Raw genomic sequence first — 22,481 nt, 5'->3', positions numbered from 1 at the left:
TGCTGAGAAGATGAGAAAAAACAGGTGTACAACAATTAGTTTGATCACAAGAGGATATAGAAATAAAACAGGGGAATTGGAATTTTTCGCACGGATCGTTTGAGTTTTGATTATTTTTCATAATTACCTCCTTTTAAAAATTTTATAATCGTTAAGTATGCCTTAAGAATTTGTATTTTCTTCTGCATTTAAAGGATTTGTAAGTATTTGTGTAATGTTCAGGAATATTTTTCTTCTAAGTATATGTTTAGAAAAGCGAGACGTTCTTATGGGAAGTATAATCAATACTTGGTTATTAAAAAGAAGTGTAAGTAAGACTAGAAAACAAAATGGAAATATATTTTTAATAACTTAAAACATAAAAAGAGTAATTTATTAAGTGTTTTAGTGAAGAAGTCATCTATTTGCAAAAACTACTTTGTTTAATAGAAAAAGTGATATAAATAGATATATATTTATGTGAATGTTTATAATGTTTTGTTGGTCCAATATGGGCTTTTTACGAATGGTTATCTATTTTATGGGAATAACGCTGTGTATTGAGTATTTTAATAAAATAAAGTGGAGAGTTGCTTAAGCAACGGTGTTATTAATAAGTATCAGAACGATATAGAATTACGCTCAATATATGAGTATTATTTATAAGCAAGAATCCTTTTATAAGACACTCTGATAAAGGAAGAAAAAACTAAGAGACAGTTTGAATTTTTAACAGGTAGATATATGAATGAATAGGATAAAAGTAATTACTTAATGTTGGGATAGGTTATAAATGGAGAACCAACTAAAAGAAATATTTGGTGCATTGATAGCAGCTATAGGTACAATAACTTCCGCTATTGGAAGTACACCTTTTTATTTTATAAGCAGTAATGTAAGGAAAGATTTGAATGTATATGGGAACGTACTACAAGCAGTTGGAAATGCTTTAGAAGCTGATGGTCAAGGGGGAATATCTCTTGAAAAAATCGGAAATGAAATTCAATCAATAGGTAATGTAACTGTAATATCTGGATTGGTTATTGAGTTTCAAAATGAAACAAAAATTAAATTGGTGATTGCGGGGAATTGGACACAGGCTTTAGGAGGACTTACAGCATTAGCTGATGAATTTGAGGATAGTTCCGATAAAGATGAATCTTTAAATATTGTAGGAAACTTACTGCAAGCTACAGGGAATTCATTGCAGGCGATTGGAGGGATTTACGAACTAAAGAGTAAAAGAGAATTACGGCAATTTAGTAAAGAAGATAGATCAAATGATGTAGAGGGAAATTTAGAAACTCAAGTAAACAGCGAACCAGGTGAAAATAAAAAAGGACAGTTGGTAGATATTGCTGGAAGTTGGATACAGGCGGTAGGTTCTGTAATTTCACTAATTGGACAAATACGTGAAGAAAGCGAGGAGTTGGAGGGGAGCGATTAATAGAATAGTTTAAATAACTATTGATAAAGTGAAAAATCCCTAAAATGAAAAAGATTAATTTTTATCTTATTTTTTTGATGAACCATTTTTATATGGAAATCATATAATATAGTGTAGGACAAGCAACCATTTTATAATCTATTAAATACTCCAAGAGCTTACCTTTTATATATCTTCGCATCTACTGATCTAGATGCTCTTTTTTATTGAACAAAACACCCATTTGGAAAGGAGGTTAATAATGGGAGTGACATTAGAAGAATTAGAAAAGTGTTATAATAAAGCCTTTATTGAGGGAGCAGAGTACGTAGCTGTTCAGATTGAAATGGATGGATTTCATAGCGATGAAGTAATTATTAACGACAAATACAGTATAGATTCTAAATTAAAGTATTATAAGAAAACATACAATGAAAATTTAGAACATAGATGGATTCCAGGAATTCGTATTGTAGGTTTTGCATATGGCTATTCGTTCTCAGAAATTCTACATGAATTAGGGCTGCTAGTGAAGTAATGATTAAACAAATAGCAGTTATTTTACGCGATGCCGTGATTTTAATGGCGTCTTTTTTGTTGTGAAGGAAAGATATAAATAAAAAAGAGAGCCTAAGCTCTCTTTTGAATAGATACCTAACGTTTATGCACAGATTGGAATTCCTAATGCTATTAGAGTCAATGCTACTTGAAGAGAAAGTTCTAATCTAGCAATTTCGATTCCAGCGACTGAGACCACTAAAAGAGGTTGTCCATTAACGAACAAAACACAGCTTTCCATACGTTCGCCTCCTTTCGAGTAATCTAATATAGTATATGAATAAAATTGAAATACGTAATAGTCATATTAATAGATTTTATAGAAATTGATAATTTAACCTATGGTATAAAAAATTAAGTAAACTAATAGCTGATTTATTAACACCATATATGAAGGACAAGAATATATTAGGAGTATATAACAACGTAGGAGTGGTAAATATGTTCTTTGCAAAGTTACGTGGTAGGAATGAAGTTCCACCAGTAGAAACAGGTGCTCGAGGAGAGGCTTTCTTTAAATTAAGCCCGGACAAGCTTAGCTTAAAATTCATGCTAGATTTATTCGATATAGAGGATGTAGTAGCTGCCCATCTGCATCTTGGGTCAAAAGGAACGAACGGTCCTGTTGTAGCTTTTTTATTTGGACCTATAACAAATCCAGTTTCAATAGAGTGTGCAACTCTTACGGGAATGATTACTCAAGAAGATTTGGTCGGGCCGTTAGCGGGTCAAACATTAGGTACTCTTGTAAATGAAATCATATCTGGAAACATATATATTAATGTTCATACAGTACAATATCCTAATGGTGAAATTCGTGGACAATTGAAGTATTGCTAATGAATTATAGTATTGTAAAAAATAAAGCATCCGTTGAGGGTGCTTTTATTTGGAAGAGGATGTATTAATAAGTCATATACCTTTAATAATCTTGAAAATTCATTTTCATAGTTTCAAAAGTAAATGAATTTAATTAGACGTAGTTAATTCACTATCTCTTTAGTTTGTGAATTGATTAACGGAAAATTCAAATAAAATACCCCTCTAAAATTAAATTAGTATTAGTAGATGAACCTTGTAAATGAAATATGAAAGTGTAACAGATAATAAAAATCTTTAAACCTAATCAAAGCTAATAGATTAATTCTCCACACCCACTGAAATAAAAAATCATAACATAAATTGTAATTACTTTTACGGAAGTGAGATGAAAATAATGTTTTATTCATATTTTACCCATACAGGTATGCGACCAGCGTATGGTACATCAATAACGTTCAGCGGAGCACAAAGTACAGTTCAAGCTGTTCAACAAGCGTTACAAATGCAACAACAAATGCAAATGCAGCAACAAGGTATCCAGCCGTATTATTCATCCATGGAGTATTTTTATCCAGTGCATCAAATCACACCGTATGGAAGTTCTTTTCTTACTATCCCATATGGAACTGTATATAACTTATAGAGATTAGTAGGGGGATATGCAACTGATCGTAACCGCCCTCAAAATTCGGCAGTTACGATCAGGGCGGCTCTCATCTAACAACTTTCCCGCAAGTGCCGAATTTTGAGGTTTGAGTCTTATTGCCCGTAAATGGCGGGAACAATTGAGGGGGATAAGATTGTGTATATGTAAGCGTCAAATAGTCCCCACCTACAATTTGTAAATAACCGATGAGATAATTTCCGTACATAATACAAATGGAGTTTTTTTAATGGCTGTAAAAGATATTCACAGTCATAACATCACATATTTTGTTTATAATTGTAAATAGTTATTAAAATGTATAAATGATGTTTTCTTATAAATAAAAAAGAAAAAAGGAAAAATAATGCAACTTTTTAATTTGTTTATTCGTGTTATATATGAAAGGAGGAGGGGGATGGAGATTGAAGAAATATATAAGGTTTATATAAACGATGTGTACCGGTATTTATTTTCCCTTTCTCGTAGCCATCACGTAGCGGAGGACTTGATGCAAGAGACTTTTTATCGAGCGTATCTTTATTTAGAAGACTATGAAAATCAAAAGGTAAAATCATGGCTTTTTAAAGTGGCATATCATACGTTTATTGATTATGTTAGGAAAGAGAAAAAAGTAACCTTTGTAGGAACGGAAGAATTAGAGACAATACAAGCGGGGGAATCTACAGAAGAGTATGTAGTCGCAAAAAATAGTTATGAAAAGTTAATTCAGATTATTCATACTTTACCGGTAATAGAGGCACAAGCTATTTTATTATGTGACGTACATCAATTAACGTACGAAGAGGGTGCTTCTGTATTAGATTTAAAGTTAAATACGTATAAAAGTCACATGTTTCGCGGGAGAAAGAGATTAAAAGAATTGTTAAAGGAGGAAAAGAGTCAAAATGACAAATGATAAACCTCATTCTGAACAAGATGATTATAAAGAACTGTTACAAGAAGCTATTCATCAAAGAACGGCTTCACTATCTGATGGAAAACAAGAGCAATTGTTGAAAATAGGTAAAAAAAGAGCACGTATTACGAATGTTTTAATTGTATTTACTTTTTTATTACTTATTCAACCTATTATATATATATCAACACTCTTATATTATACATTGGCACCTACAAACGCAATGGAGATACGAAATGTAGTAAATCAAACGTTAAGTGTAACAGAACCAAATGTATTTTTGAAAGATAGGGACATGGAGCAAACGTTGTTACCGCTTAGTTTGCAATTGCATTTTGATTTGTATAAAAGAGTAGGAAAGAAAGATATTCGAATAGGAGAAGAGAAAACAGATTATGTATTTAGTAGAGCAACGAAAGTAAGCCGTGAATATACAACAGATGAAAAAATTCCGGAAATCCCGTATATAGACAACGAAGTATTGTCTCATCCTAATAATTATAATGCGTCCTATAATAGTAGCGAAGAAGCGCAAGTATTAAAGGGTCTTCCGCAAGAATCTGTTGTAGAAGCATTTGTATCTTTTAGAGAATTATTAAGTGTACAAGAGGTAACGGATATGTTTCCTACTATTGATATTGTGTGGTATGCCATTCATACAGGATTAGAGGAGAAGCAAACGAATGAGGAGGGTATGTATGTAGCACCGATTGGCTTTCCAGCAGATATGATTTCAAGGCCAAGTGGTGCTTTTGAAAGTGATTTACCTCATGAGGAACAATTTATTGATGTTTTAAAGTCATTACAGAAGCATGAAGATTTAGCAGTGAAGCTATCTAGAGCGAAAGTATTAGAGTTGTCAAAGCGTATTTCTTTCCTTGAAAAAAATGGGGTGAAAACATACGGGGCAGTTGTAACTGGGCCTAAAGTAGAAGTTGAAAAATTGATGAGCCACGAAAAAGTTAGAAAATTGAAAGTAGGTGAATCGAGGTTATGGAATTGGCATTCTTAAAAAAAAGAAAGAATCATATGTATAAACAGGAAACGTGGATGGGGACTATTTCATTAATTATTGCCTTTCTAGCGTTATTGTATTTGAACATTATATTGCTTACTCAAGAAACATTTATAGGTAAAGGTTTTCTGCAAATAGTTGGTATTGGCGTGGTGTGCTCAGTCGTAGGTATGATCACAAAAAGCAAAAGTCGAAAATATGCATTGTGGGCATGTAGTTTATTTGTTTTTATGCTGTTGTTTGCTGTATTTGGATTTATGTTAGGTTGGATGATAAGCTTTGGGCCATAAAAAAAGAGCGAATGTAGATTCGCTCTTTTTTGTATTGAAAGTAAAATAGCTAAGTGAAGAATCCATTAAATTTGAATGGATTGCACTATACATCTAGGTTGTGTTTTTATTAATATGTTTTCCTCTCAAGTGTATATAAATAGGTGATAGGTATAGTGCTAAAACAATAGCTCGTCCAAACATTGCGAATCCCCCTTACATAATATGTAGTAATAAGCATGAAAGGGGAACTAGCATGTCTTGCTATTACTACTGTAAGTATTGTAAAGAATATAAAAAGAAACAGCATGATTGTTGTAAGAGCACGAGTAAGTGTAATGACAATGAGGAGAAGCTTGTTAGGGCATCTGCATTTAGAGCTAGAAATACGGTGAATCAAACGGTTCCTGCCAATACTTTTGTAAAGGTATTGTTCCAAAATGAACAATTTGATTTAGCAAATGAGTATAATCCAGTAACGTCTATTTTTATTCCGAAGACTAGGGGAGTTTACTCTATTATTGGAACGATTGGTTTCTTTCCAAACGATCCTAGTTTAAATTATAGAGCTCGTGTAGAAATTCGTGTAAATGGAAACGCAGCAATAGCTATAGATAATGACTTTTTCGGTCCAATAGGTTTTGGAAATGTAGTAAGTGTTTCGACGATTATTCAATTGAATGAAGGAGATCAAGTTGAGGTTTATGCACAAAGTAGCATAGACGGAGTTTTAAGTCCTTCAGAAGACGGCTCACATTTTGAAGCTGCAAGATTCCCTTCTCCAATTAAATAAAGTCGAGTAAACAAAAGAGAAAGAATAATCCTCATCAAAATGGTGGGGATTATTCTGTTAAAAATAGTAACAGTTTGTCCAAGCTATTCTAATCTATATTGCATAGTATGTAATAATAAATTTAAAGGGGGACTTACTACGTCTTGTTATTACTGTAAGTATTGTAAAGATTATAAAAAGAAAAGTCATGATTGCTTTAGAAAAAATAGTCAATGTGATAGAAAGTATGTAAAAGTGAATTGTTGTGATGATAAGAAAGAAAAGCTTGTAAGGGCGTCTGCATTTAGAGCTGTTAATACAATGAATCAACCTGTTCCGGAAAATACTTCAGTTAAAGTATTATTTCAAAATGAACAGTTTGATTTAGCGAATGAATATAATGCAGCAACATCTATTTTTATTCCGAAGACTAAAGGGGTATATAGTGTATTAGGGAATATAACATTCTCTCCAAATGATTTTAATGTAAATTACAGAGCTAGAGTTGAGATTCGTGTGAATGGAAATCCAGCAATAGCAATAGATAATGATTTCTTTGGGACTGGTGTATTTTTTAACAATGATGTTTCAGTAACGTCTATTCTTCAATTAGAAGCAGGGGATTCAGTTGAAGTTTTTGCTGAGAGTAGTGTTGCCGGAGTAATTGTTCAAAATGTTAATGGTTTGAATACGGTTCATTTTGAAGCTGCAAGATTTCCTTCTCCAATTAAATAACGAAGAGAATAAAATACTTTTCAGTAGGTTTAGTTAATCCCCTACACCAAATGGTGGGGGATTATTATTGTTTTTCTAAAATATATAAGTAAATAGGTTAAATGTAGTTTTTTTTCAGGAGCATTTCACATACTAGGATGTAAGGGGGAAAGGGGTATCTTTAGGTAATAAAAAGAGTACAACGAAACATATAACATGGTTGTGAAATTTCTTTTGCATTACATTTGCTAGTCGTCTTATGGAATAGAAAAGACATCTTAATTTATTAATACATAAAAGGCCGTATAATTACGGGCTTTTTCTTTACTATATAGAAATTACATATTTAACATAGGTTTGTGTAGGTATTGCTATTGTATGGAAAGGAATAACATTAAGGCGATTACACTATATAAAAATAAAATAAATCCTAAGATGAGTAGTATGGGATACAACTTGAACATATTTGACCTCCTTGAGTATATAAAGAATTTTAATACATCTATGGTCAATTTAGAAGAGAAATATATTAGATGAAAGATGATTGAATGAATACACTAATTTAACAGTGTAGTGAATGTATAATAAATAAAGGAGTATTGTTGATTACACATTGATTAAATTGTTTATGAGCAGCAGGTAGGTTGATTGCCCGTGAAATATAAAAGTGAGCAGGTTTATGTGTACAGAATGAGAGATAAATAAAAAAAGAGCATACATAAAAAGTACGCTCTAAAGAAAGATAGGTTTTATGAGTGGATAATCTCCATACGATAATATATGCTCGACTAATAAAAACGTGTAAAAAATCAATAGATTATCAATGGAATAACATGAAATGAGTAATTTTGGTCTATTCCCGAAGTCGCGGAGCTAACCAAATTGTAAGGATTGTGAATAGAATGGATTAACAACTGGATAATGATCGTACTTCAGTTTCGTATTTCTTATAGTTTGGATATTGCGTAATAGTTTGACACTTAGGTGTGGAAAGTTGATTAATTATAGAAACATTTGTAATTACCTCGTTACAAGGACCGAAAAATGTGATTTTTAGTTTTGAGTTTGGTGGAACTTTAACCACTATAGGTTTTTTTTTCATAAAATCAGCTCCTCATATGCAGCATCTTATTCTGCACTTTTTCGTTCAGATTATAAAGGCGTATTAATATAATATGAAATTTTAGTTGAGTTGATAATAATATGGGGTTTTATGCCGTGGTGAAAATGTGGGAAATGCATTGGAAACTGAGAATGTTCTATAAAATGTTTAATCGATATAATAGGTAAAAGCAAAAAATAAGTAATTTATCTAATACACTTTTTTCCTTGATACATATTATAGTAGTAAGAATTGTATTAGGAGGTAATGAAAGAGTGCAAGAAAATGTACAAGCTCAGCTTTCACCACCGTGGATCACATATTTCAATGAGTTAAAAAATTCAATTGGTGCTGATCCAACTGTTTCAGTTGGTCCGCTAATTCCAGTTGGCGGGAATTATATTATTTTAGTGCATGCGTTAAGTAATGAAAAAGCGATAGCGTTAGCAACGCTTCTAAAATCTTTTGTAGAATTTGGGAATGTAAGTGTAACAGTTATTGTAACTAATAATGAAAATAACATTGTAAATCCACTTCCATGTCCACTAGATGCATTTGAAATTGCTCATTTATTTCAAGTGGCGTTAGAAAATAATCCTTATTTTGAACAAGTTGTTGTACAGCCGCAGCTTCCTGGTGGATCAAATGTTGTCTTTCCAGTTTTTGCTGCGCAAGTGATTCAATTTTTTAATGATGATATTTCAAATTTATGTCAAACATTTACTGGTGTTGCTGCAAATGTATTTCATGATGTAATGAACGATGACATTTGTGATATCCCAATTTTATTCTCCACAAGCTGTGTTCCGAGCGGTGAGAGTGCACAATTACAAAATACAGAGTTGACACCAAAACTGTTTTACTAAATTGTAAGAAGACATTTTCATTAATAGAAAATGTCTTTTTTGTATGCATAAACGTTATTTTGTCTAGCTAATTACAGGTTAACAAGCTGTGAATGATGAACGAAACTGCCACTGATGAAAGAGTTACAGAATTTCATATAGCATGTAAAAGTAGTCTGTTTGAATTGAAAATATATAAGAAATGTGAGGGAAATCATTTTCGTGAATATAGAATAATCGTAAGAAACACAGTAAGTTAGCTGTCATACATATGTTTATTAGTCTAAAGAAGATTAATATCGATGAGTAGTAATAATGAAAACGTTTCTAATAATAGCGCTAATGAAAGGTTAATTAATTGATATTATTTACTAATAGATGATAGTGCATATCTCGAATTTGTGAATGAGCTGTATGAAAAATAAATAAAATTAGTGGAAGTTTAATTAAAAGATTATATGTTTTGAAAAATAATATAGATTCTCCTTATTTATATTATAGATAGCTAGTATTAGGCATAAGGGGCTTTCAATAAGACAAGCTTTGAATATGATATTAAAAAGGGGATGAATTGTAGTGGGGTATATTATCGATATTTCAAAATGGAATGGAACTATTGATTGGGATATTGCAGCATCTCGGCTAGATTTAGTTATTGCTAGAGTTCAAGATGGCTCGAATACGGTAGATTTTATGTATCAAAATTATGTGAATGAAATGAAGAAACGCAGTATTCCATTTGGTAATTATGCATTTTGTCGCTTTATATCTATTGCTGATGCAAGGAAAGAGGCACAAGATTTTTGGAGTCGTGGCGATAAATCTGCTAAGTTTTGGGTGGTGGACGTAGAAATTCAAACGATGATGGATATGCAAGGGGGGACACAAGCGTTTATAGATGAATTACGCCGTTTAGGTGCGAAAAAAGTAGGGCTATACGTGGGGCATCACACGTATGTATCATTTGGAGCACGTAATATTGAAGTTGATTTTGTATGGATTCCTCGTTATGGAGGAAATAAGCCAGCATATCCGTGTGATATTTGGCAATATACTGATGCGGGAAATGTTCCTGGTATTGGAAAATGTGATTTAAATAAATTAATAGGAAATAAGTCGCTTTCTTGGTTTATAGGTTCGGATCAAGTAAATCAATCTATTCAATTTAACAAAGAGAATACACAGCAATCAAATGGTATTGGTATTGCAGTTTCAAAATATCCTGATGGATATGGCATAAACGTATATGAAAATCCTACGAATCCTCAGTTTACAGGTACAATCACTCAAAAAAATCCATATTTAGTCTTACATGGTTATTGGGAAGACGCAGATAAAGATATGATTTGCTTAGGCAATGATAAACAGTGGGTATATGTAAAACATTTTGATGTAGAATGGTTTTATGCAGTTTCAAAATATCCTGTTGGGTATGGAGTGAATTATTATGCAGAGCCTGAATGTATAAATTATAAAGGAAATATTGATGGATCAAAATCTTTTCGTGTGTGGGGAAGAGCCAAAAATGCAGTAGATATCGGGCAAAATAATTGGATACTGGAAGAACATGTAACTATTAAGAATCTATAGGAATACGTAAAGGGTCATTTTACTGATAAATAGTAAGATGACCTTTAATATTTGAACAAAAAAGAACAAGATACATAGTTTATTCAAATGAAATGAATTACATGTGGAAAACACATTGTTAACACAAGTATAATGTATAGTTATTCTTATATAATAATAAAAGTGAGGTATTTTGAATTGAAAAAGAAAAAGTTATTTTTAGGAACAATTATTTCATGCGTAGTACTGGCATTATCGGCATGTGGTTCCTCAGACAACGTAGTAACATCAAAAGTAGGAAATGTTACAGAGAAAGAGTTAAGTAAAGAATTAAGACAAAAATATGGGGAAAGTACTTTATACCAAATGGTGTTAAGTAAGGCGTTACTAGATAAATATAAAGTTTCAGATGAGGAAGCAAAAAAACAAGTAGAAGAAGCAAAAGATAAAATGGGTGACAACTTTAAATCGACTTTAGAGCAAGTTGGATTGAAAAATGAAGATGAATTAAAAGAAAAAATGAAGCCGGAAATCGCATTTGAGAAAGCGATTAAAGCGACTGTCACAGAAAAAGATGTAAAAGATAACTATAAACCAGAGATTAAGGTAAGTCATATTTTAGTGAAAGATGAAAAGACTGCTAAAGAAGTGAAAGAGAAAGTAAATAATGGTGAAGATTTTGCAACTTTAGCGAAGCAATACTCAGAGGATCCTGGTTCAAAAGAACAAGGCGGAGAAATAACTGGTTTTGCTCCAGGGCAAACGGTGAAAGAATTTGAGGAAGCTGCATATAAATTAGATGCAGGACAAGTAAGTGAGCCAGTAAAAACAACTCACGGTTACCATATTATTAAAGTGACAGATAAAAAAGAATTGAAGCCATTTGATGAAGTAAAAAATCAAATTCGTAAAGATTTAGAACAGCAAAGACTACAAGATACGACAGGTAAATGGAAACAGCAAGTAGTTAATGATTTATTGAAAGATGCTGATATTAAAGTGAATGATAAAGAATTTAAAAATACATTTGAATTTCTAGAAAAGAAATAATGATTGCAATTAGAAAAAGGAACCTATATAGGTTCCTTTTTCTAGTTAGTGTGTGTGTTATAAATAGATAGTAAGACAATATAATATTACATTTAAATATTAAGAATTACAATGGGAATTTATGTATTTTTTTAAAATTGGAATGATCAATGCTTCATAGAATGTTGATATTATAATGTTTCGTTTGCTTAATTTCATTCCACTATTTGCATGTAGTCTGATTGGCGCGGGCTAATTAAAACCTGAAGTGATTTAAGTTTTTCTTTATTGAAGTGGATAAACATAATTTGCAGAATGAAACATACAATAGTATTGAAAAAATATTGATGTTAAATGAAGTGAAAAGCAGAGCATTCTACTAAAAAAGGATGTTCTTTTTAGTATGAAATTTTTAGAATAAAGAAAGAATGCTTTTAAACGAATTACTTAATAGATAAATATATTATGTAGGAGGAGAAAATATGAAAGTAATTTTTCAGAGAGAAGGCGGAGGGAAGGTTTTTGAATCGCATGATGAAGATATAAGTAACTTATTAGCTATTTTAAAAGAAACGAAAGGGATTAAGATTGGGATGGTTGACTATGAAGTATTAAAATACGAATTAGAGTATTTTCGTAACCCAAAAAAAGCAGTAACGGAGAGGGAATTACATATAATAGTACAACCAAAATATATGTAGTAAGGGGAGATTATGTATTCTTAAACAGTATGTACGAAAAGAGAGTGTTTACATTGCTCTCTTTTCTATAGAAATTTTGTGAGTTCGTTCTTTATAATATATGCTTTCATTTATAGTTGGTTAATAAACTTGAAAAATTAAAACTTTTTAGTTTAGGCAGGGATTTTATATTCGAGTAGATAAATGTTTATATGAAGTATTTTGTATACGAATATTGGAGGAGTAAAAATGAGTTTAGCAAGTTATATAGGGTGCAATGTAGAAATTCCGTTAACGGATCCAGATTCTAATGATGCAATTGTTTTTGGATCGTGCTTTTCAGATGAAAGTATGCTTGAAATTGTACAAGAGTTTCAATTTCAAACAAGTTACACGTATGAAGTTTCAACGAGCTGGGGCATTGAACTTGTTGAGTGGCAAAGTGAAAAGGAGAAGAAAGAAGCTAAAAAAAGCTATTAGCTTTATGCTCGATTATGGAAGGTTATTTAAATGAGGGGGACTATTTTGAATTATTCAGTTGTTGGGTTGGTGATGAAGATCAGGAACGAGTGGGAGAATTAAAATTAAAAATAAATCATTTTAATATAGATGAGATTTGTATCCCGGAAAGAACGCTTGTCAGGATAGAAAAGTAAATATAGAAATATACGTTATTAGAAAAAAGCGACTTCACTTTGTATGAAGTCGCTTTTTCTGTTGATATGTGGACGGCCTATTATATAAGAAGTGAAAAGCTCACTTGATGAAGAAAAAATAAATGATGGATAAAAATATAATTTAAATCATTCCAAAAGAACGTAGGTTCGTGTATAATTAGAACTAATGTTCTTGTATGTGCAGATAGTATACGAATAAGAAATAAAGTGAAACTTTAATTAGTTGGGTGTTCATCGTCCGTTATTTATTAGCTTTCACCAATTAAGCGTTTACGGGCAGTTGATTTTCGTCATACCTCCTCATATATAGCGGATTTTGAGGTAGGAGCTTCACTACCTGTTAATGCGGGATAAATATGAGCCTAGCAATTATTAATGAATAATCGAGGAACAATATGTGTGAAATAGAATGGATAAATGATCAAGGAGATAAAGAAATGAATGATGTAAAGGTGCAGAAAATAGAAAGAGAATGGGTTCCATTTACAGTAATGTCGGAACAGTTGTTAAGTATGCGAAAGATTGTTGGAGAGAAGTTTAAAGTACAAAAACCGCTCTTAACAAACGAAGTAAAAGAGAGAATTTCTGATAAATTATTAACGTCATTATTGTCTGAGAAAGAAATATTGGTGACATATTTTGAAGATGGATACATCCTTACAAGTTATATGACAGTTGTGCATATAAACCCGCTAAAGCAAAGTGTAATATGTACTGACGCATTTTATAAAACTTACGTATTTAATACTTCTGATATTATTGAAATAACGTAAAGGAAGCTGAAATTTCAATTTTAGCTTCCTTTACGCTATTTTAGATGAGGGATATAAATAATGAAACGAAAAAGCAGCTAGATTCATACTAGCTGCTGAGCCCCAGGGAAAGGGAGAAAAAGATAGGGTACTCCAAAAATCAATAATAGCTGTGTAACAGCCTAATTATAGTATAGACAAATTTAAAATTCCTAAACAGAACGATGAAAAAATAGGATTAGGCTGTACCCACTTGGTTTTGATCTGCAAGGTCAGAATCAAACGTATTAGTCGCGCTCACGCCATTAAAAGTATTAACAACAAAACCAACGTTTGAAGCACCAGATCCATTATAAGCCTTCGTATTTTCTTTCGGAGAAACGTTGTAGAAATCGCCTAAATTAAATGAACCGTTACTATTTTGTACAACTAAATTCCCTACAACTGAGGGCATACTTTTCACCCGCTTTACAATCATTTGTTAACACTACTATATGGTCTTATAGTCCAAATGGTTCATGTAACAAAAATTGTGGAATAGTAAAACGTTTGAAGTGTAGCTTAATCCTACAATAAAAGTATGTTAAAATTAATGTAAGGTCGATTAATTTTGAAAAACAATTGTATAATTAATATATGCGAAATCAAAGGAGGCAAAATGTAATGAATAATGTTATAAAAAAAGTAGATTTAACAGATGCAAAATCAAGTAATCTTGTTGCACTTATTTATAGCAATGAAGTTATATTGGTTGAAGAAGCATTTTGTCCAAATGAAATAAAATTAAAGTTTAATGAAATTGCAATTTTATCGGCTATTAAAACAGCACATATAATGAAAGTATCCATCAGAAAAGAATTGGAAGCAATTTTTCATGACACTGGTGTTTTATTTGTGAAGCATAGTGTTGATTATGGTAACAGTCAATCTATCACTATGCATTTTGAACAATTCAAAAAGTTGCAAAATGAGATTGAGAATTTAAATAAAAATCGGTAATCAGAATAGATGAAGATTCTTTCATAGAGGTTAACTGTTCTATGTTGAAAAAAGGGTTTAAAATTTTTTTAGATGAATCTCACTGTAAGCATAAATATGGTTTTATTAAGGATAATGAAGTAATCTAGGTGTAACTTTTATATATTGTGTGAGAAATGCGGGAAAGAGAAGCTGAAATATAAAAGCAATAACGAAATAAATAATGACTTTTTTGATATATAAGCAAGAGTAACTGTTATGGTTACTCTTTTTGTTTACATAAAAACTCCTACTAAAGTATGAAATGAGTTGATACTTTAGTAAATGGCTGAATAAAAAGGAAGAGTGTACAATGCTGTAAAGGAGGAGAGATATTTGAAGCAAAACGAAATTGGAAAAATTGTAATTATAACAGGAGTGACGCAAGGGTTAGGTCGTGCAATGGTTGATCGATTTCATGAATTGGGATGGAATATATATGGCTGTGGACGTTCAAAAGATAAAATTGAAGAATTAAAAAAATATTACGGAAATATACATGATTTTCAAATAATTGATGTTTCAGATTCTCAGCAAGTAAGTAGTTGGGCAAATTATATACTTCATAGAAATAGAGCACCAGATTTGTTAATAAATAATGCGTCGATTGTTAATAAAAATGGGCCACTGTGGAAAGTAACCGCTCAAGAATTCGAAAATATAATGAATGTAAACGTAAATGGTGTAGTAAATGTAATTAGGGCATTTGTCCCAGCGATGGTAGCTAGGAAAGAAGGAAGGATTATTAATATGAGTTCTAGTTGGGGCCGAGAGGGAGAAGCTGAGCTTGCGCCATATTGTGCCTCAAAGTTTGCAATTGAAGGTATCACGAAATCTATGGCACTTGAATTACCCTCTGGTATGGCTGTTGTTGCTTTAGATCCGGGCGGCAGTATCAGGACCCCAATGCTGTATTCATGTGCACCACAGTATGTAAATGAATCACCCACACCTGAAATGTGGTCACATCATGCGATTCAATATATATTAAATATAACAATAGATAAAAATGGAGCTTCATTGACATGCCCAGAATGTATGTAAATATATTTTGAACTGTATACGTATCTTTTAATTAGCGTATTTTCAGTGATATACGCTTTGTCTAAAAAAAGTACCTTAAAGGTGCTTTTTTGTATGATTAACACATTTTAGAATTCACAAAATTACATATAGAAAATAAATATGAGATAAAGGATGTCATTTGTGTATGGCGAAAAAAGCACTAGAAAATTTCTAAATAGGTGATAAAAATGAATCCAAGCGGTTTAAAAGTGACAGGAGCATGGTTTCAAGTAGGAGGAAATCTTACTGCGGCTATTGGGACGACAAGAGGATTTATTGGAGAAGAGAAAGTTGAATCAGATCTTGTAATTGTAGGAAGCTCATTACAAGCCCTCGGTTATATATTACAAATAATAGCGAGTAATGATACCGGAGATGAAGCTGAAAGAGAAAATCAAAATATGTGTTTGGAGAATAAAAGTGAAATGCTCGATAAAATGGGCATTGAATTATTAGCATTAGGGAATATATCAAATGTAATAGGAACATATTTTAATATAAATAAACAATTGAAAGAGAATGATTATCTCATAATTGTCGGGAACAGTTTACAATCGATTGGTGCTTTTTTAGGAGTAGAAGCAGCTTTGCTTCAGATGAAAGCAATACAGAGAATTATAATACTAGGTAATTCTTTGCAAAGTTTAGGTGCGGGACTTCAAGCGTATCAAGGTATTATTAATGTATCAAAGAATGAAATAGAAAATGAAGGCAGTATGGTTGATAAGAAGAATGAGAAGATAATAGCACTCATTGGTATTTGGATACAAGCAATAGGAACTATTATTTCTGCGATTGGATTAACTATAATAGAGGAAGAAGAAAAATTAGAAAAAATAAAAATATGAAAATACACATTTGATAAAGGAAGGGGGGGCAATTTTACATACGTGGTAAGATTGAAGTAGTAGGTTTTTAGGCATATGAATAGAATATATAAGAGTAGAAAAGTTTTTCATGCTTAATTGGAATGTATGAAATATAAAAATAATTGGTTTTGTGAGCGTTTGAAAAGAAGAGAGATAAAAAATACAAAATGAGGAGTTTTCAAGAGATGATGTATTTATTGGCAATTCTTCTGCCACCTGTAGCCGTATTATTTTGCGGCAAACCATTTCAAGCGATAATTAACTTCCTATTAACATTAATATTTTGGGTTCCAGGAGTTATACATGCGATATTAGTTGTACATGATAAAAAAGCAGACCGGAGATTAAAAAAACAAATTGAAGCATATGATGAAATGAATAAGAGGAATAGGAGATAGCTAAGTCGTGAAATGATTGTAAAAAGAAAGGGGGACTACCTCCTTTCTTTTTTTCATTCTGTTTAAGTTTAAATTTTAGTATAGCGGTAAGAATTTTTAATATAAGTATTGTGATAATTAGTTTTAGAGTGTGCGCTTAATAAACCGGTGTAAATGTTTTCAGGCACGTTAAAGAAATCATACATTCCATTCCTTAATTGAATGCGTAAAATCATAGAAAAAGGATTATAGCCAACAGCAACAATATTTTTAGAACTCACGGGAGATAGCTTCATCATTATGCAACTCCTCACTTTTCATTTTTAATAATTTCTTGTAGATGTTGAGGTTGTAGTGTTGAAATCCTTATAATTAAAGAGATATTATACTTATATGCGATATATTAAATGTTCGTTATACGTAATGATAAGGAAGTTCACACGAAGTACATATCGTTGTGCTATTTTTATTTCACCTTTGATTTATAAATAAGAAAATATTGACCATTTGAAAAAAAGGTATATTATTTATACGAGGTATGAAAAATTCACTTTTTACATTCTATGCTTAAAGGGGCAGCATTATTAGGAAAAATAGAAGTGAAAATAGTTTGCATAAGAAGAATTCTAAAATTTATAATCTGTGAATTAGGAAAATATTGAATGCTCCAGGTCAATATACTTTCTTAATTAAATTCAGTTTAGAAAGTGACCTCAATATTTTCAAGTAAATCAACGGGAGAATTGAAAGGCAGGAGAAAGTAACATGTCAGAAAATTATCGTTCTCGAGAGGAGCGACGACAAGTTAAAAAGAAAAAACAGCCAGCTTCTAAAACACAAAAACCAAAAGGTAAAACATCGTTCTTTCGTAAGTTTTTGATTACTTGTTTATTACTTGGTATTGTTGGTTTAGTGGCGGGGGTTGCTACCTTCTTCGTAATGATTAAGGATGCACCAAAACTTGAGAAAGCAAAACTTGTTAATCCGTTATCCTCAAAAATTTATGATAAAAATGGCGATTTGGTATATGAATACGGGAAAGAAAAACGGACGAATGTTACGTATGATCAAATTCCTAAATTAGTAGAAAATGCATTTTTAGCAACAGAAGATTCACGTTTTTATGAGCATAGTGGAGTAGACTTTAAAGGTACTGCCCGTGCTGTCTTAGTGAGTCTTAAAGGAGATTATGGTTCACAAGGTGGAAGTACAATAACGCAACAGGTTATTAAAAACTATTTCTTATCGATGGAAAAAACATCAAAACGTAAAGTTCAGGAAATATATTTAGCGTATAAGCTAGAACAACAATATTCAAAACATGAAATTTTAGAAATGTATTTAAATAAAATTAATTTAGGAAACCGTTCATATGGAATCGCAACAGCAGCACGAAACTATTATGATAAAGATTTAAAAGAGTTAACATTACCAGAAGTTGCGATGCTTGCAGGTTTACCAAAAGCGCCGAATAACTATGATCCAACGAAAACAGAAAATGTTCAAAGGGCAACAGAAAGAAGAAATGTTGTACTAGGATTAATGAATCGACATGGTTATATTACAAAAGCAGAAATGGAAGAAGCATCGAAAGTTTCAGTAACGGATGGTCTTAAACCTGCAACTGAACTTCAAGCAATGCCATATCCTGCATTTATGGATGCAGTTGTGAAAGAAGTAGAAAAAGAATTGCCCGATGCTAATATTGGCTCAGATGGTTTAGAAATTCATACAACTTTGGATCCAAAAGCACAGAAATTAGCTGATAATATTTTAAATACAAATATTATTAATTATCCAAATGATAAATTCCAAGGTGCTTTCACATTTATGGATACGAAAACAGGTGAGGTTCGTGCTATAGGTAGTGGACGCGGTGAAAATAAAGCAGTATTTAAAGGGCATAATATGGCAATTGAATTAGATCGTGCAGCTGGTTCGACGATGAAGCCAATCTTTGATTACGGTCCTGCAATTGAATACTTAAAATGGGCTACGTATCATCAAATTGATGATTCTCCATTTAAATATTCAACTGGACAAGAACTTCGAAATGCGGACAGAAGTCATTTAGGCCCAATTACTATGCGTGAAGCGTTAAAAATGTCACGTAACGTTCCAGCAGTTAAAACTGCAAAAGAAGTAGGACTTAATAAATCAAAGGAATTCTCTGAGAAATTAGGTATTACATTTAATAAACCGCTGGCAGAATCTACAGCTATTGGTACAAACGAAGTATCACCAACTGAAATGGCGGGTGCTTATGCGACATTTGGAAATGGTGGAAAGTATGCAAAACCGCATTTTGTTAAGAAAATAGTTTATCCAGACGGCAAGTCACAAAGTTTTGAGCAAAAACCAAAACAAGTTATAGCTGACTCTACAGCATATATGATTACTGATATGCTTCGTTCAGTAGTAACATCAGGTACTGGTACAGCAGCAAATATAAGTTCTTTAGATGTAGCTGGTAAAACAGGTACAACAAACTATGCTTCAAAACAATTAGCTCAATATAACATTCCAGAAAGTGCGACTCGTGATAGTTGGTTTGCAGGTTATACGCCGCAATATACGATGGCAGTATGGACTGGGTATATGAAAGATGGTAAAGACGAGTATATTAGTAGTAAAAATACGAAAATCGCACAGTTGATCTTTAAAGAAATGATGAGCGAGATGGCTACAGATAAATCAAGATTTAAAATGCCAAGTAGTGTAATTCAAGAAGGTAGTGAGCTGCGTATAAAAGGGGAAAAACGTGATTCTTCTCCAAATACAAGCGTACCGGATACAACGGAACAACCAAAACAAGATCAACAGCAAAAAACTGAAGAAGAGAAAAAGCAAGAAGAATTAAAGAAACAAGAAGAACTTAAAAAACAAGAAGAACAAAAGCAACAAGAGGAACTGAAGAAGCAAGAAGAACAAAAGAAACTAGAAGAGCAAAAGAAACTAGAAGAGCAAAAGAAACAAGAAGAAGAAAAGAAACAAAATGAACAAAATAATGGAAATGGCCAAGGAACGACACCTCCAGCAAATAACGGAGGAGGCCAAGGAAATACGACACCTCCAGCAAATAACGGAGGAGGCCAAGGAAATACAACACCTCCAGCAAATAACGGAGGAGGCCAAGGAAATACGACACCTCCAGCGAATAACGGAGGAGGTCAAGGAAATACAACACCTCCAGCGAATAACGGAGGAGGTCAAGGAAATACAACACCTCCAGCGACCACACAACCAGATACTGGCGGGAATACAGGAGAAGCCCCTGTCAATAATGGACAATAAGAGAAGTTAATAAAAAGTACAAAAAAGCACTTAAGATTTGTGAAAATTACAATCTTAAGTGCTTTTTTATCGTTTAAATTAAAATATTGATTATTGATTTCCTACAGAAAATTCTATAGTAAGCAGTTTATAGGTTTTTAGGATTAAATAGTTGTTATGTGAAATTACTACATAATTCTCTATTTGAAGTATTATTTTCGTTAAAATGTAGCAGCTATGCAATGATGAATTTAAATGTTAAAAGTACCGTAGAAATTCTGAAAATAAATTGATGGAAAATGATAAAAGACTTGAGCCTGAGGCAATGGAGTATAACTGGGGTTGTAAAAGGTAGTACTACTTGGATGTGCGCCATGATGCCAAAATGAGGGAGTAACTTGACCGGGAATTTGATATTGTTGCCAAGTTGCAGGGAGTTCAATTCCTACATCGGAACTAGCTGTATGAACGGCTGGAACGTGTATCCCAGGAGTCGAAGGAACGACGGCTGTTACTCTTGAAGATACCCACATAACATAATCACTCCTAAGTTGTGATAATAAAGTAGTATATTCTTTTCACACGTATAAAGGTACATATAGATAGGACTTTAGGCTAATGTATACTTATAAAGTTGTAAGACCAATTTAAATTGATGGTGGACCATTTATTATAAAAAGATACGTCTATTTACGGAGGGAAAAGGGACTAAGAAAATGTAAAATGGAGGTGTTAATTGCAATAACATACGTGTTTATGGAGGAATTTTAATGGAACGATTATGGACGAAATCATTTATTCAAATGACTTTCGCAATGTTATTTTTATTTACAGGATTTTATTTACTTGTACCAACGCTCCCGCTCTTTATTAAAGAGATAGGCGGCAATGAATCACAAGTTGGACTCATGATGGGAATGTTTACAATAGCTGCAGTTGTAATACGACCGATTATTGGAGGGATGTTAGATCAATATGGTAGAAGATCGTTTATTATTTTTGGACTCATCTTTTTTGGGTTAACGATGTATTCCTATAATTTAGCGTCGACTATTATCCTTTTAGCTGTTTTACGTGTTATTCACGGGGTAACATGGGCTGTTTCTACAACAGCTGTTGGAACAGCGATAACTGATATTATACCAGATTCACGCCGTGGTGAAGGTATGGGATGGTATGGGATGGCTATGACAATTGCAATGGCAATCGGCCCAATGATTGGATTATCGGTTGTACAAAATTATTCATTTCACAGCCTATTCTTGTTAGCAACTCTTTTATCCTTTATGGCAGTCTTATTATCGTTCATGACGAAAATGCCATTCACACCACAAAAAGAAAAAGGGAAAATGCAACTGTTTGAAAAATCCGTTCTATCAATTACGATTGTTGTTTTCTTTTTATCATTTGCATATGGAGGGATTACGACGTTTTTACCGCTATTTGCATCGTCAATTGATGTGAATCCTGGGACATTCTTTCTTGTATATGCAGTTGCTTTAACGATTGTAAGACCAATTTCAGGAAAACTATTAGATAAGTATGGAGAAGTATTTATCATACTCCCGGCACTATGTATTACGATTATCGCAATAGTTGTATTAACGATTTCAAATAGTTTAATGGGTGTAGTTATCGCAGCTGCATTATACGGTGTTGGATTCGGTTCAGCACAGCCCGCATTACAAGCAGCGATGCTTACAATTGTTGATCCGAGTAAAAGAGGAGTTGCTAACGCTTCATTCTTTACCGCATTTGATTTAGGGATTGGACTTGGTGCGATTTTACTTGGAGTTGTTTCGCAAATGTTCGGTTACCGTATTTTATTTGCAGGTAGTGCAATTTCAGGACTAATCGCTTTCATTATTTTTGTCATTTTTGTAAAACAGCGATTAGGTAAAAAAGAATTTGCGTAAACGAGAGGAACAAAGATCAAAATTTCAATTGAACATGACGCTCTACAATGGTTTAAGGAAGAATTCTGAATATAGCATGTTAATAGTCCAATTCAGCCTGGATATTCTTTAGGAATAGTCTTTAGGAAACTGTATGGTAAATTATGTAAGTTAAAGAAAGAGACATTCTATTTTTTTGAATGTTGATGATCTT

Annotated in this window: 26 protein-coding genes and 2 pseudogenes; 23 read left to right on the top strand and 5 right to left on the bottom strand. The window is 32.4% G+C overall.

Annotated elements, in window-relative coordinates; genetic code table 11:
- Positions 1–772 precede the first annotated feature (772 nt).
- Both QCI46_RS16450 and QCI46_RS16445 read left to right on the top strand, forming a co-directional pair.
- Positions 773–1,426: a DUF6944 family repetitive protein gene (locus QCI46_RS16450; RefSeq protein WP_353840902.1), complete on the top strand. Its 654-nt coding sequence runs from the start codon at positions 773–775 to the stop codon at positions 1,424–1,426.
- Positions 1,427–1,667: 241 nt separating this feature from the next.
- Positions 1,668–1,943 (top strand): hypothetical protein, encoded by a 276-nt coding sequence (locus QCI46_RS16445; RefSeq protein ID WP_137052591.1) that lies wholly within the window; start codon positions 1,668–1,670, stop codon positions 1,941–1,943.
- 123 nt (positions 1,944–2,066) lie between these two features.
- Here QCI46_RS16445 and QCI46_RS16440 read toward each other — a convergent pair whose 3' ends face one another.
- Entirely contained in the window at positions 2,067–2,204 is a 138-nt protein-coding gene (locus QCI46_RS16440; protein ID WP_000443219.1) for a DUF3956 family protein, read from the bottom strand.
- Positions 2,205–2,404: 200 nt separating this feature from the next.
- On the opposite strand from QCI46_RS16440, the gene QCI46_RS16435 reads away from it, so the two are divergent.
- The 7 genes from QCI46_RS16435 to QCI46_RS16405 all read left to right on the top strand — a co-directional run bounded on the left by QCI46_RS16435 (position 2,405) and on the right by QCI46_RS16405 (position 7,138).
- Positions 2,405–2,803 carry a CHRD domain-containing protein gene (locus QCI46_RS16435; RefSeq protein ID WP_137052592.1) on the top strand — a complete coding sequence of 133 codons (399 nt, stop codon included), beginning with the start codon at positions 2,405–2,407 and terminating at the stop codon, positions 2,801–2,803.
- A gap of 376 nt (positions 2,804–3,179) precedes the next feature.
- Positions 3,180–3,428: a DUF3947 family protein gene (locus QCI46_RS16430; protein WP_137052593.1), complete on the top strand. Its 249-nt coding sequence runs from the start codon at positions 3,180–3,182 to the stop codon at positions 3,426–3,428.
- Between the two features lie 418 nt (positions 3,429–3,846).
- A complete protein-coding gene (locus QCI46_RS16425) occupies positions 3,847–4,347 on the top strand; it encodes a sigma-70 family RNA polymerase sigma factor (protein ID WP_088122040.1) in 501 nt (166 codons plus the stop codon).
- Entirely contained in the window at positions 4,337–5,359 is a 1,023-nt protein-coding gene (locus QCI46_RS16420; RefSeq protein WP_353840901.1) for an anti-sigma factor, read from the top strand. The genes QCI46_RS16425 and QCI46_RS16420 overlap by 11 nt, the downstream gene beginning before the upstream one ends.
- On the top strand, positions 5,341–5,652 hold the full coding sequence (locus tag QCI46_RS16415; RefSeq protein WP_088063285.1) for a hypothetical protein: 312 nt from the start codon (positions 5,341–5,343) through the stop codon (positions 5,650–5,652). The genes QCI46_RS16420 and QCI46_RS16415 overlap by 19 nt, the downstream gene beginning before the upstream one ends.
- Positions 5,653–5,887: 235 nt before the next feature.
- Positions 5,888–6,424, top strand: a complete 537-nt coding sequence (locus QCI46_RS16410) for a C1q-like domain-containing protein (RefSeq protein WP_001278094.1) — start codon at positions 5,888–5,890, stop codon at positions 6,422–6,424.
- 102 nt (positions 6,425–6,526) lie between these two features.
- The gene (locus tag QCI46_RS16405; RefSeq protein ID WP_098148284.1) at positions 6,527–7,138 is read left to right on the top strand and encodes a hypothetical protein; all 612 of its coding nucleotides are present in this window, start codon (positions 6,527–6,529) and stop codon (positions 7,136–7,138) included.
- A gap of 886 nt (positions 7,139–8,024) precedes the next feature.
- Here the strand turns inward: QCI46_RS16405 and QCI46_RS16400 are convergent.
- Positions 8,025–8,219, bottom strand: a complete 195-nt coding sequence (locus tag QCI46_RS16400) for a hypothetical protein (RefSeq protein WP_060488666.1) — start codon at positions 8,217–8,219, stop codon at positions 8,025–8,027.
- Positions 8,220–8,494: 275 nt separating this feature from the next.
- Between QCI46_RS16400 and QCI46_RS16395 the strand changes: the two genes are divergently transcribed.
- The 6 genes from QCI46_RS16395 (at position 8,495) to QCI46_RS16370 (ending at position 13,792) form a co-directional block, all read left to right on the top strand.
- The gene (locus QCI46_RS16395; RefSeq protein ID WP_353840900.1) at positions 8,495–9,085 is read left to right on the top strand and encodes a hypothetical protein; all 591 of its coding nucleotides are present in this window, start codon (positions 8,495–8,497) and stop codon (positions 9,083–9,085) included.
- 555 nt (positions 9,086–9,640) lie between these two features.
- Entirely contained in the window at positions 9,641–10,654 is a 1,014-nt protein-coding gene (locus QCI46_RS16390) for a glycoside hydrolase family 25 protein (protein ID WP_353840899.1), read from the top strand.
- A 177-nt stretch (positions 10,655–10,831) separates the two neighbouring features.
- Positions 10,832–11,683 carry a peptidylprolyl isomerase PrsA gene (locus QCI46_RS16385; RefSeq protein ID WP_353840898.1) on the top strand — a complete coding sequence of 284 codons (852 nt, stop codon included), beginning with the start codon at positions 10,832–10,834 and terminating at the stop codon, positions 11,681–11,683.
- 461 nt (positions 11,684–12,144) lie between these two features.
- Positions 12,145–12,363, top strand: a complete 219-nt coding sequence (locus QCI46_RS16380) for a hypothetical protein (protein ID WP_000864293.1) — start codon at positions 12,145–12,147, stop codon at positions 12,361–12,363.
- Between the two features lie 228 nt (positions 12,364–12,591).
- Positions 12,592–12,822: a hypothetical protein gene (locus QCI46_RS16375; RefSeq protein WP_002071617.1), complete on the top strand. Its 231-nt coding sequence runs from the start codon at positions 12,592–12,594 to the stop codon at positions 12,820–12,822.
- Positions 12,823–13,456: 634 nt separating this feature from the next.
- Entirely contained in the window at positions 13,457–13,792 is a 336-nt protein-coding gene (locus QCI46_RS16370) for a YolD-like family protein (protein WP_353840897.1), read from the top strand.
- 217 nt (positions 13,793–14,009) lie between these two features.
- On the opposite strand, the gene gerPF is transcribed toward QCI46_RS16370, so the two are convergent.
- Positions 14,010–14,225: a spore germination protein GerPF gene (gerPF, locus tag QCI46_RS16365; RefSeq protein WP_001141565.1), complete on the bottom strand. Its 216-nt coding sequence runs from the start codon at positions 14,223–14,225 to the stop codon at positions 14,010–14,012.
- 209 nt (positions 14,226–14,434) lie between these two features.
- Between gerPF and QCI46_RS16360 the strand changes: the two genes are divergently transcribed.
- The 5 genes and pseudogenes from QCI46_RS16360 to QCI46_RS16340 all read left to right on the top strand — a co-directional run bounded on the left by QCI46_RS16360 (position 14,435) and on the right by QCI46_RS16340 (position 17,120).
- Positions 14,435–14,770: a hypothetical protein gene (locus QCI46_RS16360; RefSeq protein WP_001066867.1), complete on the top strand. Its 336-nt coding sequence runs from the start codon at positions 14,435–14,437 to the stop codon at positions 14,768–14,770.
- A gap of 41 nt (positions 14,771–14,811) precedes the next feature.
- A pseudogene (locus QCI46_RS16355) lies at positions 14,812–14,992 on the top strand (hypothetical protein).
- A gap of 132 nt (positions 14,993–15,124) precedes the next feature.
- Positions 15,125–15,832 carry an SDR family oxidoreductase gene (locus tag QCI46_RS16350; protein WP_353840896.1) on the top strand — a complete coding sequence of 236 codons (708 nt, stop codon included), beginning with the start codon at positions 15,125–15,127 and terminating at the stop codon, positions 15,830–15,832.
- Between the two features lie 209 nt (positions 15,833–16,041).
- Positions 16,042–16,701 carry a DUF6944 family repetitive protein gene (locus QCI46_RS16345; RefSeq protein ID WP_353840895.1) on the top strand — a complete coding sequence of 220 codons (660 nt, stop codon included), beginning with the start codon at positions 16,042–16,044 and terminating at the stop codon, positions 16,699–16,701.
- A gap of 206 nt (positions 16,702–16,907) precedes the next feature.
- Positions 16,908–17,120 (top strand): YqaE/Pmp3 family membrane protein, encoded by a 213-nt coding sequence (locus QCI46_RS16340; RefSeq protein WP_000990228.1) that lies wholly within the window; start codon positions 16,908–16,910, stop codon positions 17,118–17,120.
- Between the two features lie 68 nt (positions 17,121–17,188).
- Here QCI46_RS16340 and QCI46_RS16335 read toward each other — a convergent pair whose 3' ends face one another.
- Positions 17,189–17,398, bottom strand: coding sequence for a KTSC domain-containing protein (locus QCI46_RS16335; RefSeq protein WP_000977084.1), 210 nt, complete (start codon positions 17,396–17,398; stop codon positions 17,189–17,191).
- A 466-nt stretch (positions 17,399–17,864) separates the two neighbouring features.
- Between QCI46_RS16335 and QCI46_RS16330 the strand changes: the two genes are divergently transcribed.
- Positions 17,865–20,393 (top strand): PBP1A family penicillin-binding protein, encoded by a 2,529-nt coding sequence (locus QCI46_RS16330; RefSeq protein WP_353840894.1) that lies wholly within the window; start codon positions 17,865–17,867, stop codon positions 20,391–20,393.
- A 230-nt stretch (positions 20,394–20,623) separates the two neighbouring features.
- Here QCI46_RS16330 and QCI46_RS16325 read toward each other — a convergent pair whose 3' ends face one another.
- A complete protein-coding gene (locus QCI46_RS16325) occupies positions 20,624–20,905 on the bottom strand; it encodes a hypothetical protein (RefSeq protein ID WP_060488674.1) in 282 nt (93 codons plus the stop codon).
- Between the two features lie 237 nt (positions 20,906–21,142).
- Here QCI46_RS16325 and QCI46_RS16320 point away from each other — a divergent pair, with 237 nt between their 5' ends.
- The gene (locus QCI46_RS16320) at positions 21,143–22,288 is read left to right on the top strand and encodes an MFS transporter (RefSeq protein WP_353840893.1); all 1,146 of its coding nucleotides are present in this window, start codon (positions 21,143–21,145) and stop codon (positions 22,286–22,288) included.
- A gap of 15 nt (positions 22,289–22,303) precedes the next feature.
- Positions 22,304–22,481: pseudogene (locus QCI46_RS16315) on the top strand (HesB/YadR/YfhF family protein); the annotation flags it as partial.

This window comes from Bacillus cereus group sp. RP32 (genome assembly GCF_040459735.1).
Taxonomy (GTDB): Bacteria; Bacillota; Bacilli; order Bacillales; family Bacillaceae_G; genus Bacillus_A; species Bacillus_A wiedmannii.
Note: the sequence above shows the minus strand (reverse complement) of the source record. Positions and strands in the feature narration are given on the sequence as shown.

What these genes read in the sequence shown, in the direction of transcription:
- QCI46_RS16450 (WP_353840902.1), top strand. Translation starts at nt 773, where the DNA reads ATGGAGAACCAACTAAAAGAAATATTTGGTGCATTGATAGCAGCTATA.
- QCI46_RS16400 (WP_060488666.1), bottom strand. Translation starts at nt 8,219, where the DNA reads ATGAAAAAAAAACCTATAGTGGTTAAAGTTCCACCAAACTCAAAACTA.
- QCI46_RS16370 (WP_353840897.1), top strand. Translation starts at nt 13,457, where the DNA reads ATGAATGATGTAAAGGTGCAGAAAATAGAAAGAGAATGGGTTCCATTT.
- QCI46_RS16410 (WP_001278094.1), top strand. Translation starts at nt 5,888, where the DNA reads ATGTCTTGCTATTACTACTGTAAGTATTGTAAAGAATATAAAAAGAAA.
- QCI46_RS16420 (WP_353840901.1), top strand. Translation starts at nt 4,337, where the DNA reads ATGACAAATGATAAACCTCATTCTGAACAAGATGATTATAAAGAACTG.
- QCI46_RS16380 (WP_000864293.1), top strand. Translation starts at nt 12,145, where the DNA reads ATGAAAGTAATTTTTCAGAGAGAAGGCGGAGGGAAGGTTTTTGAATCG.
- QCI46_RS16345 (WP_353840895.1), top strand. Translation starts at nt 16,042, where the DNA reads ATGAATCCAAGCGGTTTAAAAGTGACAGGAGCATGGTTTCAAGTAGGA.
- QCI46_RS16435 (WP_137052592.1), top strand. Translation starts at nt 2,405, where the DNA reads ATGTTCTTTGCAAAGTTACGTGGTAGGAATGAAGTTCCACCAGTAGAA.
- QCI46_RS16335 (WP_000977084.1), bottom strand. Translation starts at nt 17,398, where the DNA reads ATGATGAAGCTATCTCCCGTGAGTTCTAAAAATATTGTTGCTGTTGGC.
- QCI46_RS16445 (WP_137052591.1), top strand. Translation starts at nt 1,668, where the DNA reads ATGGGAGTGACATTAGAAGAATTAGAAAAGTGTTATAATAAAGCCTTT.
- gerPF (WP_001141565.1), bottom strand. Translation starts at nt 14,225, where the DNA reads ATGCCCTCAGTTGTAGGGAATTTAGTTGTACAAAATAGTAACGGTTCA.
- QCI46_RS16320 (WP_353840893.1), top strand. Translation starts at nt 21,143, where the DNA reads ATGGAACGATTATGGACGAAATCATTTATTCAAATGACTTTCGCAATG.
- QCI46_RS16375 (WP_002071617.1), top strand. Translation starts at nt 12,592, where the DNA reads ATGAGTTTAGCAAGTTATATAGGGTGCAATGTAGAAATTCCGTTAACG.
- QCI46_RS16330 (WP_353840894.1), top strand. Translation starts at nt 17,865, where the DNA reads ATGTCAGAAAATTATCGTTCTCGAGAGGAGCGACGACAAGTTAAAAAG.
- QCI46_RS16415 (WP_088063285.1), top strand. Translation starts at nt 5,341, where the DNA reads ATGGAATTGGCATTCTTAAAAAAAAGAAAGAATCATATGTATAAACAG.
- QCI46_RS16425 (WP_088122040.1), top strand. Translation starts at nt 3,847, where the DNA reads ATGGAGATTGAAGAAATATATAAGGTTTATATAAACGATGTGTACCGG.
- QCI46_RS16430 (WP_137052593.1), top strand. Translation starts at nt 3,180, where the DNA reads ATGTTTTATTCATATTTTACCCATACAGGTATGCGACCAGCGTATGGT.
- QCI46_RS16340 (WP_000990228.1), top strand. Translation starts at nt 16,908, where the DNA reads ATGATGTATTTATTGGCAATTCTTCTGCCACCTGTAGCCGTATTATTT.
- QCI46_RS16440 (WP_000443219.1), bottom strand. Translation starts at nt 2,204, where the DNA reads ATGGAAAGCTGTGTTTTGTTCGTTAATGGACAACCTCTTTTAGTGGTC.
- QCI46_RS16360 (WP_001066867.1), top strand. Translation starts at nt 14,435, where the DNA reads ATGAATAATGTTATAAAAAAAGTAGATTTAACAGATGCAAAATCAAGT.
- QCI46_RS16325 (WP_060488674.1), bottom strand. Translation starts at nt 20,905, where the DNA reads ATGTGGGTATCTTCAAGAGTAACAGCCGTCGTTCCTTCGACTCCTGGG.